Here is an 18,814-nt window from a genome sequence, read left to right on the forward strand (position 1 = left end):
CATTCCTTACCTAGTGGCCGTGCGGATCAAATCCGCCTTTTGCTATTTCTGAAGCAACAAAGAATGCACCTTTGATCACTACTCGCGTATTAGGGGCAATACCGATAATTTGACGGTAATGACCTAACGGTTGACCCAGTTCAACTTCAACGGCTTTAAACTCACCAGGGTTGCCTTCAACAAATACCGTCCAATCACCATCTGCGCCACGCATTAGTGCCGTTTCTGGTACCGCCATTACCGGGGTTTGGGTATCAAACTGAAAATTAACATTAACGAACATGCCGGAATGTAAGGTGTCATCTTTATTTTCCACAGACAAGCGCACAATTCGAGTACGGGTAATGGGGTCTATGGTGTGCGCTTCTTGGATCACTTTAGCGAAATGCACTTGGCCAGAAAATTCAATCTTAGCGAGGGTTCCTACGGGTAAGTTCAGTTTCTTATTGGGTGAAACGCGCGCTTCTACCCATAAATTTTCTTCATTGGCCAAGATCATTATTTTATCCCCCGGCATCACCCGCTGTCCTTGGGAAAAATCATCACTTAATACCGCACCAGCGCGTTGAGCTACCAAGGTATACTCACCAAGATTTGATGAATTATTTTTAACGATATCTTCAATGGCTGCTTTGGTTAAACCAAAGGCTGTCAATCGACCATAGGCAGAAATATAATCGGTTTCACTGGCTAATAAACGGCTTTCACTGACCGTACCAAGACCCAATTTTTTAGTGCGCTGCCACTCACTATAAGCAACACGATATTGGCCCTGCGCATCAGCCATTGACTCACTGAATAAAGTCACTAGCGCTTGGCCTTTTTCGACATGCTCTCCCAAAATAGCGTGACGACTGATCACTACCGACTCGGTACGTGGCGAGACAATATAACTGGTGTAACCGTTCGCTTTGATTTCTCCGGGGGCATAAACGCTTTTAGCGAAAATTTTGGCGGTTAAAGTAGACACTTTGATATTGGCTATGGCCATTTTTTCAGGACTGAAGCTGATACCTTCGTCATGATGTTCTTCATTAGCACTTTCACTGCCATTTTGGTTAGTACTTTTGTTAGCATGGCCGTGAGGGTCATCGGCTTTAGTTTCATCCGAGTGTTCGTCTGTTTTATTTTCGCTGGCATGATCATGACCGGCTTCTTCTACTGCTTCATGAGCATGTTCAGCTTTCATCACTACTGCTGGTGTTACCGTCAGTGGGCTGGCAAGCTCGGCATCGTTGTAAGCAAATACTGCGCTAGATACCACAGCTAAGCCAGTAAACAGACTACTCAAGCTAATGAGCTTTATTTTTTTAGATACTTTATCAATGATTATATTTTTCATTTTTAATTCCAAATTCTTTGACAACTTACCGACATCGTTGCCGAGTAGCTAATGAATAAGGCTACGCCAGCAGATTTCACCGATAAGAATTTATTAATAATCTCGTATACCAATCCGTATAAGAAAGTGTTCGCTTAGCGAAAGTTCTTTATGCGGAATGGTATGAATTTATTAATAAAATGTCGCAACTAAGCCAGCTAAAGCTAAATCAAATTCAGCTTTAGTTCGGCTTTAGTTCGGCTTTAGTTAAGCTTTAGCTAAAGATAAGGTTTGTTGCGGGTAATTTTTAAATTAAATTAAGAAATAGGGGGGCGTATAAGTGCTTCAATGAAGCTCTTATCAAGATTGTTAGTATAAAAATATTGATTGGTGATTATAAATTGAGGTGTTGGTAAAGCAGATTTGTTACTGGCAACCCATTGGGTATGAGTGCCTTGACAATGACCACAATGGTGGCAATCTTTAATATTGTGTTCGCTGTCAGATGATCCATCGAGAAGTTCAATGTCATCAACATCATGAGAATGTTCTGTTAGAAGATGTTGCGAATCAACGAGATGATTTTCATCCGAATTAGCCACAGCAGCATACGATTGCAAGGCAATCAATAATACTAATACTAAGCCAATCCAAGTGTTTTTCATCGATATTACATTTACCCTATTATAAGAACTTGCGAAGAGCGATACTAATTAATAAAATTAACCTAGTCAATAAGACTCAGTAAAATCATATCACCTACCTCGCGATACAGCAGTATTACAAGTTGTCTAAAAATATGAAAGTGCTATTGGGTAATTAAATGTAATCAAGCAATAACAACTTAGTCGGACAAAACAAGGGGATATTGGTTATCAATGCTAATAAACATTGACTGAAGTAATGAGTCCCGCTATTTTTAGCTAAATCTAAAAAATTAATTAAAACTATTTACTTGAAATAAGCGAGTTATGTTATGAAAAAATTTATCCAATTATCACTGTTAACTTTGGCATTAAGCCCTGTACTACTAACATCGGCATTAGCCAACGCAAGCAGTATGCCGCAATCTGAGTCTCCAAAGAATGCCAACGTTTATATTATTTCACCTGCTGACGGTGCAACGGTAAAGAGTACATTTACGGTAACTTTTGGTTTAAAAGATATGGGTGTTTCGCCTGCAGGTATGGAGAAAAAACATACCGGCCATCATCATTTATTAATTGATAAAGCTTCACTGCCTGCTTTTGATATGCCGATGGGTGGTGACGTTAAGCACTTCGGTGGCGGTCAAACACAAACCACATTAACCTTACCTAAAGGCAAACATACTTTGCAGTTGATTATGGGTGATCATCACCATATCCCTCACAAACCGGCAGTGGTTTCGAAGAAGATCACCATCACTGTTAAGTAAAGAACGTTAAATAAAATAGCGCTACAAAAAAGGCTAGTTATACAAGATAAACTAGCCTTTTAAAAACACACTGCTTTTCCAAGAGATGGCTACAAAGTAACAAACTCTTCTGCTGAAGTCGGGTGGATAGCAACCGTATTATCAAAGTCGGCTTTGGTTGCGCCCATTTTCATCGCTACCGCAAAACCTTGTAATAACTCATCACTACCAAAGCCAATACTATGTAAACCAACTACTTTCTCATCCTTACCAGCACAAATTAGTTTCATACGCGTTGGATCGCGATAATCATCGGTGATCGCTTGATAAAGCGCGGTAAATTGTGAGTTATATACGGTAATATTACCTTCGCCGTATTCAGCTTTAGCTTCGTCTTCGGTTAAACCGACAGTGCCGATCACCGGGTGACTAAATACCACAGTGGCAATGCCTGAATAATCTAAATGCTCATCCGGTTTGTTATTAAATAACCGTTCACATAAACGGCGACCCGCAGCAACCGCAACAGGGGTTAACTGTGCGCGACCAGTGTTATCACCAACTGCATAAATACCGTCAACATTGGTGTTTTGATATTTATCGGTAACAATAAAACCACGCTCATTAGTTTCGACGCCTGTAGCCGCTAAATTAATATTATCGGTAGCTGGCTCACGGCCAATTGCCCAAACTAAAGAATCTACTGGCTCTAATGATTGACCATTAGTAAAATGCACAACTAATTTTCCGTCACTCAGTTTTTCAATACGCTCGGGGGTGCTGTGATTATGTAACCTTGGGCCGTGTTTTGCCATTTGCTCAACTAAGGTATCACTTAACATGTCATCAAAGCCGCGCAATGGTTTTTCTTTACGCACTACTAAGTGAGACTCAGTGCCTAAGGCTTGAAAGACACCGGCTAATTCAACGGCAATATAACCCGCGCCAATAACAGCAACACTTTTAGGTTGCTCTGTTAAAGCAAAAAAGCCATCGGAGTCGATACCGTACTCAGCACCTTCGATAGTAGGGATAGCGGGACGTCCACCGGTGGCAATGGTAATATGGTCAGCAGTGATCAGCTCACCGTTTACTTCCACAGTATTTTTATCAACAAATTTGGCAAAGCCATTAATCACAGTGACATCATTAGCATCAAAACCACGCTGATAGGCTGCATGAATTCGTTTAATATAAGCTTCACGGTTGGCAACTAACGTCGCCCAATCAAACTGCTTCCCCTGCTGAGAGACATAATCGCCAAAACCATAATCAGGAGCATATTTTAAGGCATCGGCTATTTGTCCGGCATACCACATGGCTTTTTTAGGCACACAACCAACATTGACACAGGTACCACCAATATACTTTGCTTCAATAACGGCTGCTTTTTTACCTAGTTTTGCTGCGCGGTTAGCCGATGCTATGCCGCCACTACCACCGCCAATAGCCAGGTAATCAAAATGTTGTGTCATGGTATCACTCATTAGTTAGTGTATTGTTTAAATTAGTCAATGTATTACTTAAGTAGGATGTGGGCGCAAAAAAGGCTTTATTCAAGGATAAAATAATAATATTTATAGCCGTTTGCATTCAAAGTGTAGAATTTCAGTGAAAATTAAAATCATTTTAGCTAAGGAAAATAATCAAAGCATATACCCGTTACCATTCAAAGTGCAGGATTTCAGTGGGAGTTAAAAGGGCTTTAGGCAAGGGAAATACTTTAATCATAATCATTCTATGCTTTGATTATTTAACGCGGTAGAGATAATCTCAGTTTTATCTAACAATAGATTGTGCATGATTTGCTCCGCGGGGATTGGCTTACTATATAAATACCCTTGTATATAATGGCATTTTTTGGCAACTAAATAGTGCAGCTGTTCCGTTGTTTCCACACCCTCGGCAATACAATGCATATTAAGTCTCTGCGCTAAGACTAACGTGGTATCAACAATCGCTTCATCGGCATCATTAATACCAATACCCGCAACAAAGCTACGATCTATTTTTATAATATCTAAAGGCAATTGTTTTAAGTAAGATAATGACGAAAATCCTGTGCCAAAATCATCTAGTGCTAAAATCACACCAAGTGCCGATAACTTGCGCATAGTGGTAATAGCATTCTCAGGTTGTAAAATTAGCGAGCTCTCTGTTACTTCAACACGTAGTATTTCTGCCGGTAATTGGTAACGCACTAATAATTCGCTAATATATGAGACTATGTCTGCTTCAACAAAGTGTTGTACTGATAGGTTTATCGACACATAAAACTCAGAGCGTATGCTGTGCCATACTTTTAAATCTTTACAAGCCTGTTCAAGTGCAGACTCTGTCATAGTGATAATTAAATTTAGCTCCTCTGATAAAGGAATAAAGTCATTAGGTGGTACTAAACCCGTCGGCGTTTGCCAACGCATTAACATCTCTACACCGACAGCCTTGCCAGTATGCGCATCAATAATTGGCTGGTAGTGATTAATAAACTCATTATTTTTTACTGCTAGTTTTAGCGCTGATTCCTTACTTAAACGCTCCATTGCTTCAACGTTCATTTGTGCAGTATAAAACTTACAGTTATTTTTCCCTGTTTGTTTCGCGTGATACATAGCGACATCGGCGTGGCGCAATAATTCGTCTGAGTTGTTGCCATCATTGGGATATACCGCAATGCCAATACTCGCGCCAACACTGACTAAATTGTTGCCTAAATCAATGGGTTTACCAATAGCTTCAATAACTTCACTGGCGATTCGGCTAAGTTGATTATCATTAGAAAAGCTCTCCAGCAAGACAACAAACTCATCACCACCAATACGCGATACCGTATCATCTATCCGCAATACACTTTCTAAGCGCTTAGCAACGTCTTGCAATAACAAATCACCACTATCGTGACCTAGCGAATCATTTACTTGTTTAAATCGATCAAGATCAATAAAAAAAAGTGCTATCGATTTAGTTTGTCGGTTGGACAAGTCTATTGCATGTTTAATACGTTCAAGCAATAAAGTACGATTTGGTAATCCCGTTAAATGATCATAATTTGCCAATAACCTTAATTCATTTTCAGCACTTTTTTGTGCGCTAATATCGGTTAGTACAAATAAATAATGTAAAGCGTTACTCACGGAGTTTCGGCCTACCGTCACATTGATAATAACGTGGTACTCACCCTTATTAGGGGTAACGATCAACTCCTCGCCACGCCAATGTTCGCCTTCTTTCAGTGACAGCATTAATTTATGATAAAAACTACGGCGTTTTTGGCTAATACCTAATAATGTTGCGCTAAAATCAAACTCTTCTTCTGGCCATTCAAAAACAGCACGCATTGATTGATTTGCGGTGACCCTTGATATTTTTTCATCAATTATAAAGACCCAATCTTGTGTTTGCTGAAAAGCATCGCCGTAATACTGCGCACGCTCTTCATTAGCACGAGACTCGGTAATATTAGTATACGAACCAGTAACTCTAGTCGGCTTATTATTAGCGTCTACAGCAACAATTTTCCCTAAATCTTTATACCAAAGCCACTTTTTATCCGCAGTTTTCAAACGATAAGTACAGGAAAAATTATCCTCTAAATTAGCGCTGCTAATAAATAATTGCCAACAGCGAAGAAAGTCATCATGATCTTCTGGATGAATCAGTGCAACATGTTCTTCAAAGTTATAAAATAGCGCTTCTTCTACGTAACCTAACTCTAAAGCAATACGCTTACCAAACATTAAATTTTCATCGGCTTGCCAGTCCCATACCTCACTGTTACTACCCGTTAAGGCCAGTTGCAAACGATGTTCCCGATACTTTACTTGCTCATGAGCATCAAGTAACAACTGTTGCTGGGCTTTACGATAACGATACCAAGACACAGTAATTATCAGTAATACAATGAAATATATAGCTAATGCTAAAGGTGAACGCCAAGGGGCAAAGCTGACATTGAATTTAATATGCACAGGAGCCGAGTATTCCCCCGTATAGGGTGATTTCGCCTGAATAGTTAAGGTATGTTTGCCGGAAGCCAAACTAGGAAAGGTAATATGACCTTCTCTCGTTGCGGGATAATCAACGTTGCTTTTACCAGTCAAATGATATTTATAAATTATGCTTTTCTCATTGCCATAAGAGAAAGTGGAAAAATCAATGCTAATACCTACATCATCATAATTGAGATTAATCACGGCATCATCTTCAATGGCCAAAGGTAGCGCTAACTTTCGGGATAACAATGCTACAGCGGTAACTTTGACTTTAAATCTTTCGCTATGGTGTACTTTTTTTAGTTTTAACGGCTCGAAAATACTAATGCCTTCCATTGAACCATAGACAAAACGACCATTAGGTAATTTTGCATAAGCCCTACCATTAAATTCAGTAGCACCAAGGCCATTTTCACGGGTAAAGTGGCTAAGATGTTGACTATCGGAGTCCAGCATAAATAAACCATTATGACTAGAAAACCAGATATCACCTGCTTCATCGGTCATTACACCGTAAACATAATTATCAATAATAGAATTAGCTTTATGGTAAAAATATTTCTCTTTAAAATCAGGTAAGGTTAAACCAATTAAACCTTTACCGGTAAAACTCAACCACAAAATTTGATTTTTATCTATTGCCCAATTATCAATAGAGGTATATTCACCAGCCAACACACCTTGCAACTTATACAGTTGGACTAATTCTCGTGTATTAGCATTAAAGCCCCATAAACCATCATTGCTTGTTAGTAAAAACCAATCACTATTGGGTAATGTGCCTAAGAAATATAACAACCTTTCAGGGGGGAATTGTTCGGTGATTTCACTTAAAACATCTATTTCATAAGTAATTAAATTTACTTTAAATACGCCTTTTTCATTCACTAACCAGAGAAATCCGTCTTCTTTTAATACGTCGTACTGATCTAAGGCAAATAGTTGATTAATTTCATCATTAAAAGGTAACGCCACTGTTTTTTCTTGCTTTTTATCAAATAAAAGCACACCTTTAGCCGTATAAAGAAGTAAGTGTTCTGAATTAAGCTCATAGATGCTGTTAATGTAGTTTGTGGTATAAATACTTTTAGAATCATCATTCACTAAAAATTGAGTCACCTGCTGCTTTGCCACATCAATTAAATTCAAACCATTTGAGCTAGCAACCCAGAGTAAATCATCATTTAGGTTATCCGGTAGCGCATGCCAAACTTCGTTATAACTTAAACTAGCTGCATTATTTTTTTTATAACCATAATTTATAATGAGTTCTTTTTTGGGATCCCATTGATATGCACCAACTGCATTGGAGCCTAACCAAAACACACCCTGACGATCTTTAATCAATGCGGTTATATTGTTATTCGAAGTATTGTCAAAATAATCACTAAAGCCAAACATAAACTCACTGTTATTATTGACGGTATTGACCGAATACAAACCTTTATCTGAAGCGATATAAAGCATTTCCCCATCAGACAAGGTTTGCCATGCGGCCATATTTTTAATAAGCCGTTGGTAGCTAGCTAATGTTGATTCACCTTCAATGTATGCCTTAATATTTGCTACCTTTATAGCAAAAAAACCATCTGATGAGCCTAGGTATAAGGTCTGATTTATATCCACATGTACGGTATATATTTTATTAAGTTTTTCAATGTTAGACTGTTGGCTGATATCAGCGGGGATTTCAGGTAGCTTTTTCCAATGCTTATTCTTAATGTTATAAGCAAAAACACCTGCCTTAGAACCCAAAAACATGACTCCGTCATGCAAAGACATTTCAAATAACACCAGATCACCAACTAACTCGGATTCAAGATCAAGAACTTGTTTATATTCACTAGTAACTTGGTTATAAAAGCCTAATGTTTTAGAGGTTAATACCCATATTTTATTGTCGTTATCATGCATTAAATCCATAATATAATAATCAAAACCTTGGGCAAGTTTGATTGGAATATGCTGGTAACTATCGGTTCTAGGGTTATAATTATAAAGTTTTTTGCCATCTATATTTAACCAAATCAAACCATTTTTATCTTCAACTAAATCAAATATTCCTGCATTTTCAAAGCTATTATCAGGCCCAGGTAATTGCCTGACCTTATTACCATCATAAATATTGAGCCCCTGCTCTGTGGCTAGCCAAATGAAACCGGTTTTATCTTGGATAATTGCATGAATGCTACCCTGTGATAAACCATCATCAACAGATAAATGGTCTAAGGACAGATTTTTTACTACGGCATGACTATTAGGCACCATGATAAGAGTAAGCAAAACACTTAGCATTAATCGTAACGGAACAGGAAACCTCTTAAACATAATCACTCAACAACAGACTTAACAAAAAAAACACAAAGAAGTTACAAACTATAACTTCTTTGTGTTTTTGTGCAAATGAAAAGTTAACTAAAAAACGCCTGTTAACAGTAGGTTAACTTATCCAACACAATGTAACAACATCAGTAAAGTAGACTCAACAAATGTATTGATAATGTACAAAAAAATGTTTTATCTAGATGATTTTAGTAAAAATTAATAACTATCGACTCATATACCTTGAATAAAGCCTCTCTAGGTCTTACATCACTAATAACATAAACTAATTTTTAAGCATCATGACTAATCCATTATTAGTATCTAGTGAACTGCCTGCCTTTTCAAAAATAAAACCTGAGCACGTAAAACCTGCTGTAGAACAAGCCATTGACGATTGTAAAAAAGTTATTAAAAAAGTTCTCGCTGCCAATGATGCCTTTACTTGGCAAAATTTAGTGATGCCCATAGATGACATTGACGATGTGTTATCAAAACTGTGGTCGCCGGTTTCTCATATGAATTCGGTAATGAGCAGTGATGAATTGCGCGAGGCTTATGAATCGTGTTTACCACTTTTATCTGAATACGGCACTTTTGTCGGTCAACACCAGGGGTTATATCAAGCCTACCTTAGTATTAAGAATGGCAATGAATTTGCACATCTCGATATCGCTCAACAAAAAGTAATTACCAATGCGCTACGCGATTTTAAATTATCAGGCATCGCGCTAAATGATGAAAATAAAAAACGTTATGGTGAAATTAAGACGCGCTTATCAGAGCTCAGTTCAAGTTTTAGCAATAACGTGCTCGATGCGACCCAAGCTTTTAGTGTCAACATCGAAAACAAAGATGAATTAACCGGCTTACCTGAAAGCGCCTTAGCGGCAGCAAAAGAGTTAGCTCATAGCAAAGATAAAACGGGTTATACATTCACCCTTGATATTCCAAGCTATCTACCGGTAATGATGTATTGTGACAATGCTAGTCTACGTGAGCAGCTTTATACTGCCTTTGTTACCCGCGCATCAGATCAGGGCCCTAATGCTAATGAATTTGATAACAGCGGCATTATGAATGAGTTACTTAGTTTAAGACATGAACTGGCTAATTTGCTCGACTTTGACAACTATGCGCAGCATTCATTAGCAACAAAAATGGCAAATTCTACTAATGAAGTCATGGCGTTTCTTGAAAACTTAGCGATAAAGTCACAGCATCAAGGTAGACAAGACTTTAAAGAGCTTAGCGACTTTGCCGCCAGTGAATTTAAACAAAAAGATTTACAAGCTTGGGATCTGGCTTATTACAGCGAGAAGTTAAAACAAAGTCGTTACGCCATTTCAGATGAACAATTACGCCCTTATTTCCCTAAAGACAAAGTGGTTGCTGGTTTATTTGCCGTTGTTGATAAATTATTTGGGCTGACAATCAAACAGCGCACAGCTATTGATGTTTGGCATGACGATGTTAATTTTTATGACATTGTTGATAAAGCCGGTAACAAGCGTGGCAGTTTTTATTTAGATCTTTACGCGCGCGAGAAAAAACGTGGTGGCGCTTGGATGGATGTGTGTGTAGGTCGTAGTCAAAAGTCTGATGGCTCTATTCAATATCCTGTTGCCTACTTAACCTGTAATTTTAACGGCCCTGTAGGCAATAATCCGGCATTATTTACTCATAATGAAGTAGTGACCTTGTTCCATGAATTTGGTCATGGTATTCACCATATGTTAAGCCAAATTAATGCCAGCAGTGTTGCCTGTATTAATGGCGTTCCTTGGGATGCGGTTGAGTTGCCTAGTCAATTTTTAGAAAATTGGTGCTGGCAACCAGAAGCTTTAGCCTTTATTTCTGGCCACTTTGAAACTGGCGAGCCACTGCCTGAAGAAATGTTAACTAAAATGTTAGCGGCTAAAAACTTCCAATCGGCAATGCAAATGTTACGTCAACTCGAGTTCAGCATCTTCGATTTTACTATGCATGAAAGCTTTGACCCGAAAGCCCCGAACAATGAACAGCATATTCAACAAGTGTTAGATAAGGTAAGAACTCAGTACTCTGTGGTAAAAGCACCTGAGTTTAATCGTTTTCAACATGGTTTTAGCCATATCTTTGGTGGTGGTTATTCGGCAGGATATTACAGCTACAAATGGGCAGAAGTATTATCGGCTGATGCTTTTGGTTTATTTGAAGAGCAAGGTATCTTTAACGAAGCGACTGGACAATCGTTCTTAACCAACATTCTCGAGAAAGGTGGCAGTGAAGAGCCGAGTGAATTATTCCAAAAATTCCGTGGTCGCGCCCCTGAGATTGATGCCTTGTTACGCCATTGCGGTATTGAAGCATAAAGACACGCTTGATTCCCGCTCACTGATGCGGGAATCACTATTTTTAAAGCACCTATTTTACTTTCTACATAAGCAAAGCTATGACTCACGAATCATTTAAATCACTATTGCAACGCGCTGCCCAAAGAAAAGGTGGCGTACCAGCACTAGAGGCATTACTCGGCAAAAGAATTCTTGGTAAGAAGTTGCTTGATGATACAGCCGCACAACAAAGTGTCGCCGAGTTAAGTGACGATCGTATCCTCGCCGCTTTCACCAAACAAATATTTAAATCAGGTTTTGTCTGGCGGGTAGTCGAAAATAAATGGCCAGATTTTGAAGAGCACTTTTTTAACTTTAATATTGAAAAAATATTGATGATGCCGGAAGAAATGCTGGAACGAAAAGCCGCCGATCCTAAAATTATTCGTAATTACAATAAAGTAAAAACCATTAAAGCCAATGCACAGATGATATTTGACATCACCTTGGATAAAAACATCAGCTTTGCGCAATTTATTAATGATTGGCCAAGTGACGACATTATCGGTTTATGGGCGTTTTTGAAGAAGAATGGCCAACGCTTAGGGGGTAATACCGGTCCCTATGCGCTGAGACTATTAGGGAAAGACACTTTCCTGTTAAGTAGTGATGTAGAAGGCTATTTAAGGGCGCAACAGATCATTGATGGTGGCCTGCAAAGTAAAAAAAGCCTCACCGCTATTCAAAATTACTTTAATAATCTACAAAAAGACAGTGGTTATAGCTTAACGCAATTAAGTCGCTTAATTGCCTTTGCCAGTGGTGATAATTATGTGCAGGTTGGAGAGTAAACTCAATAAGCTCCAACCTTGTTTATCTCCATTTGCCTTTAGATAGCTATTCTCCTTATTTATGCCCTCTAATCAACACCTATAATAATTTAATTATTATAGGTGTTTGGATCACCTTATTACGCCTAAACGGCTTAAAGAGCATTTAATAACCTATTAATTTTCAATTCTATATATTTCAACTCCCTCATGCTGAATATATACATTGTCCCAAAGACTTACAGGTATGAAAGGTTTTAAATTAAAAAACAAGATCCATTGTCCTAGTAACTTAGGCTCTGGAGTGATTTTATCCACTAAAATCCAAGACTCTTTTGGCTTGTAGAATTTTATTTCATCTTTTTTCATCAACCAATTTGAATTCAATGCTCTAGCTGGATTAAAGACATACATTCCCTCCAGCTGGTTTTTATCTGTTTTTATGGAATCATCAAGATCTTTCCATTGAAGAAGCAAACGTGCTCGGTATTTTGTCATAGGGTCAGTATAAAAAATTTTCCCACGATTGCTTTCAACAAGCTCCATCATAGCTTTTTCACCAAAAAGCAATGATTTGTTTTCAACATATAAACTCAATAAGTTAATTAAAACCACAGCTGCAACGATAGTAATAACCGACTTTCTCTTACCAATAGAATAAAGCTTAACTACACCTATTCCTAAAAAAATTATAGCTACAAGACTTGATACCATAAAATACCGAGGGTTCAACGGCAGCAATGTTGTAACTAAAGAGCCACAAACAAACCAAACAATAGCAAATAGTCCAAAAATAAAAATAAAGCTTTTAGCTTGCTTATTTTCTGCTTGTTTATACAGCCAAATACCTAAAGGTATTGCAAACCAGAAAAGTAAACCAAACTCTTGATTGAGCAGTAACACAAAAATAGGGTCAACTAATGGGTGAATTAACACGTTACCAGCTTTGTCTACAGTTCGATCTATTGCGCTATCATGATTCAAAGAAATATTCACACGGTATAAAGGGTCACCCGTCATGATTGTTAAATACAAAAGTTCAATAGCCCAAACGGAAAAAAATCCAGCGGCAATTAATAAATAATATTTCCTTGGGATTTTATAACCGAACAAAAAAATCAAAGCAAAAAATGGAGCTATAAATATAGCAGTTTCACGAGTTAGAAAACCTAATCCACATAAAACCCCTGATAAAAAAAGGCCTTTACATGATATTTTTTCTTTAATGGAAAAATAAAAAACTGTCATTGCAGAAAAAATAAAAAAGGCTTCAACTATATCAATTGAGGCGATGCTAGACCAAATAACGAGTATGGGAGAAGTTATAAAAAAGAGAAGAACTGCCGCCATATATTTAATAGAAAACTCGCGGTTTATCAGATAAGCGATTACTAACATTAAACCTAAACAATATAATATTGTTGGCAGAGCCATGGATACTTCATTTTCACCAAAAGATGAAAGCGCCAAAGCCATAGGTATTGTAATAGTGTAACGAATGGTGCCATGACCACCTACAAATGGAAATTCATTTATCCAGCCATAAGCACCATTAGCGTATGTCACATCATCAGAGCCAAGATAACCTACCCAACTAAGCGAAATTAACACTATGAAAATTAGTGTGCTTATTAAAAACACACGGTTAAAACTAACCATTTATAATTCCTTTTTAAAAATAACCGACCGAGAAATAACAAAAGCCAACAAGATAACAAAAGCATCTACAATAATTTTACACGGTATGGCAGGCCAATTTTCAACACTAACTAGAATAAATATGAAAAAAGTAGATAGAGCTGTATTAGCAAAAGCTAATAAAATATATTCAACAACCTTTTGTTTAGAATGTTTTTTACTTCCCCAGCTAAAGGTATAATAATAGTGTAAAAAATAACCTAATGTCGCGCCTAATGATTTTGAGATAATATTTGCTGTTGCTACAGAGTTTTCAAATATATCGAAAAACAAAAAAAAGACTAATACATCAAATAAAAAAACCGCCCCTCCTGCAATTAAATACCGAATAGCATGAGCAAGTTTACTTTGACTTTGACCATTAATCGCAAAGAATAAAACCGAAAATAAGTTACTCATTATGAGTATAAAATTTCTGTAATGGTACTTTGGGCTCATTGCCAACATCATAGTTTAAAAATGCCAACAACATCTGAACCCCTAATAAAATAGGTAAAGTGGCTAACATCACTGTTCCCGTACTTGCAACCTCATTGTTTACAATTGAAAGTACCCAGTTCACTGAACCATAAAGAAAACCAAAAATGGTGAAACATAACCCTAAAAACAACTCTGCTGAGGCTATATTAAAATCTCTCATGTAATAGGAGTATATTATTCTACGAATACTGGCTTTAATGTTGCCAGTTATAAACTGTCGAAATATATTTGATATTTTCAAGTTGCTTTCTTCATCTCCATATATTGCTTCCATTGGAACATCCATGATCACAGCTCTTGAATCACCTAACTTAATCAACATATCCGTTTCAAAAAAATAACGTTCACTGACGTTTTGTAACTCTATCTTCTCCAATGCTGCTCGGTGTATAGCAGTGTAACCATTGGTTGGGTCAAAAAGGCTCCAATAGCCACTTGATATCTTTGTTAAAAATGAAAGACAAGCGTTCCCAAAGAGACGAAACTTAGGCATTTCCCTGACATTATAAAAAGAGTGAAACCTATTTCCTTTTGTGTAATCTGCCAGACCAGAAAGTATAGGTGCTATTATAGATGGCATAATTTTAGGGTCCATTTGACCATCACCATCAATTTTTACAAAAATTGTAGCGCCCAATTCAAGTGCTGCGTTATAGCCTGAAATAACAGCCCCACCAACACCTTTATTTTCATCATGGAAAATTACACTTAATCGCTTATCGTCACATGATTTTTGAATAAACTCACCAGAATTCTCCGGACATTTATCATCAACGGCAATAATAAAGTCCACTTCTGCCCCAATCTTTTTTATAACATCAAGTACAAATGCTTTAACTCGATAACACGGTATTATAACCGCTATCTTTTGATTAACATTTAGATTCATTATCTATATACCCTATCAACAATATCAAGAAAAAAGCAAAACTGGTTGCAAGTTTTACAGCTGTTAACCAATACTCTTTTAGCTTATCCATGCCTGGTACTTACCTTGCAATATTTATATGAATTTACGAATCAACTCTACCGTAGCGGTCTTCAAAACGAACGATGTCATCTTCACCTAAATAGCTACCTGATTGCACTTCAATCATCTCTAAAGGTAGTATTCCAGGGTTTTCTAATGCGTGCACTGCACCAACGGGGATATACGCCGATTGGTTCTCAGTTAATAACACTGTTTTTTCATCTATCGTTACTTTTGCAGTGCCTGAAACAATGATCCAATGTTCGGCTCTATGATGATGCATTTGCACCGATAACTTAGCGCCTGGCTTTACCGTAATACGTTTTACTTGAAAACGTTCACCGCTATCAACACTGTCGTATTTACCCCAAGGTCGATAAACCTCTCGGTGTATTACAGCTTCTGAGCGTTGCTCTCTTTTCAACTGCTCAACAATTTGTTTAACTTCTTGTACTTTGTCTTTATTGGCAACCAAAATAGCATCAGGTGTCTCAATAATAACTAAATTATCAACGCCAACGGTAGCAATAAGTTTATTTTGACTATGGATATAACTATTAGTGGTGGTCTGTGCAATGACATCACCTTTAAGAACATTTTTATTGTTATCTTGCTGACAAACTTCCCACAATGCCGAATAAGAGCCAACATCACTCCAGCCAGCATCAAGTGGGATAACTACAGCTGAATCTGTTTTCTCCATTACTGCATAATCAATAGACTCACTAGCACAAGCTAAAAAGGCCGCTTTATTTGGTCTTAAAAAGTCTAAATCATGCTCAACGTCTGTCATTGCTTGTTGGCAGTTTTCAAGGATATCAGCGCGATACTTAGCTAACTCTTCTAAATAACGAGAGGCTTTAAATAAAAACATACCGCTATTCCACAGATAATCACCAGAGGCTAGATACTCATCTGCCACATTTTGATTAGGTTTTTCGACAAATTGTGCGACATCAAAAGTATTTGTAGTTTGCTCAGTGCCTTTTTTAATATAGCCATAACCTGTTTCTGCATGTGTGGGCACAATACCAAAGGTCACTAACTTACCTTGCTGTGCCGCAATAGTTGCTTGCGCAACCGCTTGATGAAAAGCGACAGAGTCTTGAATAACATGATCGGCTGCTAACACTAGTAACAATGCATTTTTATCTTTTTCTAAGGCATTAATTGCTGCTAAAGCAACAGCAGGGGCGGTATTTCGCCCTTCTGGTTCAAGTAAGATAGTACCTTGGCTTTGTGATAACTGCCTCACCTGCTCTGCAACTAAAAACCTATGCTCTTCATTGCAAATAAATACTGGCTCATTACAGTTATCGGGTAAACGCAATAACGTGTCTTGTAGCATACTAGTATCATTAACGAGTGGTAAAAATTGCTTAGGAAAAAGTGCGCGAGAAAGAGGCCAAAGTCGGGTGCCGCTACCACCACACATTACAGCAGGAAAGATCCTATGAGAGCTCATATTTATTCCATAAATAAGATGTAATTATCTTGTTATAATAAGCCATGGTGCTAACTATTGAAATAATTAATATTTAATGAAGCGCACGAGCGATTATAGAAGGTAACTTAACCTTTTAAATACTTATTTCGTAAGCGTGTAAGGCTATGCATTAACACAGGGAAGTATCTCCATGCTCATTGTGGGCTTGGAATATCAGTCGTTTTAGTAAATTTTAGTTTTGGGTGGGTTAAATTAAAAGCAATAGTGATTCGTTCGCCAATTCCCGCACGCCAGGAAGGAAACAAAAGAACTTCACCTAACTTAGGAATATTATCTATTTCACGGCTAAATAATATAGGTAAAAAGTGATAATGCTTAGGGTAATTATCTCTGTCGACGAAATATGTATTCCCTTGATAGCTAGTACTTTCAGGCTGACCTAGGCTAACTTAGTAAACCCCTGAAATACCCCCCCTTAGGTAACATGAGTGTACACTTTATTACTCGCCCCAGAAGGGCTAACGTTGGACCAAGCCTCTATCTGCCATTAGCTTGAATCTATATCACCTTCAAGTATCGTTGATTCCAAGATAAATTTTGATGCTTGTTGTTTAACAAATAACATTAAAGACTGAATTTCGCTATTGGATCAAGACTGCATATCTAGTTTAGAATACCACCCTTGCTTATTAGTGCGCACAATTCCAGGACAAACGGCCATGTTATCCCATATAGCTTGCTCTATAGCAATATTTATCTGCTCAGCCTCAAACATTTGACCGCGAATAATGGGGATCGGAAATAACAATTCTATTTGGCTAGCGTTATCTATAGACATAATACTTTATTGCTGATTAAGACCATTCAATTATAGCTATCTTATTACACAAACAATGTTTTTAAGGCAGAAGCTTTTAGACAATTTAGGGTAGTTAGGTAAGCCTAATTCCTTTCGACTTTGAAAATAGCTGTTACTTTCTACTTCATTTTCAATACCGCCATCACCAATAACAATATTTCTATTTTGAGTAACTGAAATACTTTTATGAAGTTCAGGTGCTATAGTTAAAAATTTATTTACACCAATACGCTCTAAATAGATAAGGTTATCAGATAACAGAATAGAATTTTTTTCATGAGTTACTCCTTCAAGACCTAGACCGATTACTTGACCATTTGATGAATTAGGTCCTTGAGCTAAAATAGAAGCTCTAACAACCATTTCCCCGCCGTTAGGCATATCAATCAAACGACTATCTACAGCAGAAAGTGACACGATAATACTCTTATCTATCGTTAATTTTTTTCCTCTGACCTTAATGGCATGTCCTTCACTCTTCGTAGCAATAAACAACGACTGATAAATGAAAAGTTCCGCTTTATTGGTATAAACACCGTGAGCTTGGCCGTTATGCCCTAAACGCTCAAAACGACTATTAAAGATTTTAATGAAACCGGCATTTTTCGATGTTTCTAAAATTCCTTCTTGGCTATTGTGGAAATATACATGATTTAAGGTAAGATCCTTGCCCTCTTGCCTAATACAAGCGCCATTACCGTCTCTAACGCGGATATAACGACACTCTATATTTTCTACCGTTAAATTATCCCCCTGACTTAAAATGTAACCTTTGCTATGGGCTGCTGACTTTTCAAAAATCACATAACCATTACCTTTAATAGTTATATTGTTTTTTTTTATCACTATTGGTATTTGATAAGTACCCTCTGCAATAAGCAGGGTATCACCGTGCTGTAAGCTCTTAACTGCCACTGATAAATCTGTAAATGGCGTTTGATTAACAAACGTTAACCCGGATGTGTCTTTGATTTTTTTTTGCGGTTGCCAAGGTAAAAAGGTTAGCTCTATCTCTTGGGTAACCGTCATAATCCGACCTTGAGTCAAAGCATCATAATCACGATTTTTTTGATATTGGTAATATTTGTTTCTTATTTTATCAACTAACTTATTCAGTAATATTGGTTGCCATAACAAGATAAAAATGAGTAAAACATGCGCCATGCCCCCAGAAAAAAACAAAT

General features: G+C 37.4%; 13 protein-coding genes. 3 read left to right on the forward strand and 10 right to left on the reverse strand.

Annotated features, from left to right (window positions below; genetic code table 11):
* Positions 1-10 precede the first annotated feature (10 nt).
* Positions 11-1,342, reverse strand: a complete 1,332-nt coding sequence (locus tag F580_RS0115780; protein WP_019028715.1) for an efflux RND transporter periplasmic adaptor subunit — start codon at positions 1,340-1,342, stop codon at positions 11-13.
* A gap of 296 nt (positions 1,343-1,638) precedes the next feature.
* Entirely contained in the window at positions 1,639-1,986 is a 348-nt protein-coding gene (locus F580_RS0115785; RefSeq protein ID WP_019028716.1) for a DUF2946 domain-containing protein, read from the reverse strand.
* A gap of 311 nt (positions 1,987-2,297) precedes the next feature.
* On the opposite strand from F580_RS0115785, the gene F580_RS0115790 reads away from it, so the two are divergent.
* Entirely contained in the window at positions 2,298-2,738 is a 441-nt protein-coding gene (locus F580_RS0115790) for a DUF4399 domain-containing protein (RefSeq protein WP_019028717.1), read from the forward strand.
* A gap of 89 nt (positions 2,739-2,827) precedes the next feature.
* On the opposite strand, the gene gorA is transcribed toward F580_RS0115790, so the two are convergent.
* The gene (gene gorA / locus F580_RS0115795; protein WP_026301482.1) at positions 2,828-4,192 is read right to left on the reverse strand and encodes a glutathione-disulfide reductase; all 1,365 of its coding nucleotides are present in this window, start codon (positions 4,190-4,192) and stop codon (positions 2,828-2,830) included.
* Between the two features lie 258 nt (positions 4,193-4,450).
* Positions 4,451-9,037, reverse strand: a complete 4,587-nt coding sequence (locus F580_RS0115800) for an EAL domain-containing protein (RefSeq protein ID WP_040357472.1) — start codon at positions 9,035-9,037, stop codon at positions 4,451-4,453.
* A 296-nt stretch (positions 9,038-9,333) separates the two neighbouring features.
* On the opposite strand from F580_RS0115800, the gene prlC reads away from it, so the two are divergent.
* The gene (gene prlC, locus F580_RS0115805) at positions 9,334-11,385 is read left to right on the forward strand and encodes an oligopeptidase A (RefSeq protein WP_019028720.1); all 2,052 of its coding nucleotides are present in this window, start codon (positions 9,334-9,336) and stop codon (positions 11,383-11,385) included.
* Positions 11,386-11,465: 80 nt separating this feature from the next.
* Positions 11,466-12,197, forward strand: coding sequence for a DNA-3-methyladenine glycosylase I (locus tag F580_RS0115810; protein ID WP_019028721.1), 732 nt, complete (start codon positions 11,466-11,468; stop codon positions 12,195-12,197).
* Between the two features lie 156 nt (positions 12,198-12,353).
* On the opposite strand, the gene F580_RS0115815 is transcribed toward F580_RS0115810, so the two are convergent.
* The 6 genes from F580_RS0115815 to F580_RS0115845 form a co-directional block, all read right to left on the reverse strand.
* On the reverse strand, positions 12,354-13,835 hold the full coding sequence (locus F580_RS0115815) for an ArnT family glycosyltransferase (protein ID WP_019028722.1): 1,482 nt from the start codon (positions 13,833-13,835) through the stop codon (positions 12,354-12,356).
* On the reverse strand, positions 13,836-14,273 hold the full coding sequence (locus F580_RS0115820; RefSeq protein ID WP_019028723.1) for a GtrA family protein: 438 nt from the start codon (positions 14,271-14,273) through the stop codon (positions 13,836-13,838).
* Positions 14,266-15,243, reverse strand: a complete 978-nt coding sequence (locus F580_RS0115825; RefSeq protein ID WP_019028724.1) for a glycosyltransferase family 2 protein — start codon at positions 15,241-15,243, stop codon at positions 14,266-14,268. The genes F580_RS0115820 and F580_RS0115825 overlap by 8 nt, the downstream gene beginning before the upstream one ends.
* 124 nt (positions 15,244-15,367) lie before the next feature.
* Positions 15,368-16,789: a mannose-1-phosphate guanylyltransferase/mannose-6-phosphate isomerase gene (locus F580_RS0115835; RefSeq protein ID WP_026301483.1), complete on the reverse strand. Its 1,422-nt coding sequence runs from the start codon at positions 16,787-16,789 to the stop codon at positions 15,368-15,370.
* Positions 16,790-17,420: 631 nt separating this feature from the next.
* Positions 17,421-17,609, reverse strand: coding sequence for a hypothetical protein (locus F580_RS0115840; protein WP_019028727.1), 189 nt, complete (start codon positions 17,607-17,609; stop codon positions 17,421-17,423).
* Between the two features lie 36 nt (positions 17,610-17,645).
* Positions 17,646-18,812 (reverse strand): right-handed parallel beta-helix repeat-containing protein, encoded by a 1,167-nt coding sequence (locus F580_RS0115845; RefSeq protein ID WP_157443139.1) that lies wholly within the window; start codon positions 18,810-18,812, stop codon positions 17,646-17,648.
* Between the last annotated feature and the right edge of the window lie 2 nt (positions 18,813-18,814).

The organism is Colwellia piezophila ATCC BAA-637 (genome assembly GCF_000378625.1).
Taxonomy (GTDB): Bacteria; Pseudomonadota; Gammaproteobacteria; order Enterobacterales; family Alteromonadaceae; genus Colwellia; species Colwellia piezophila.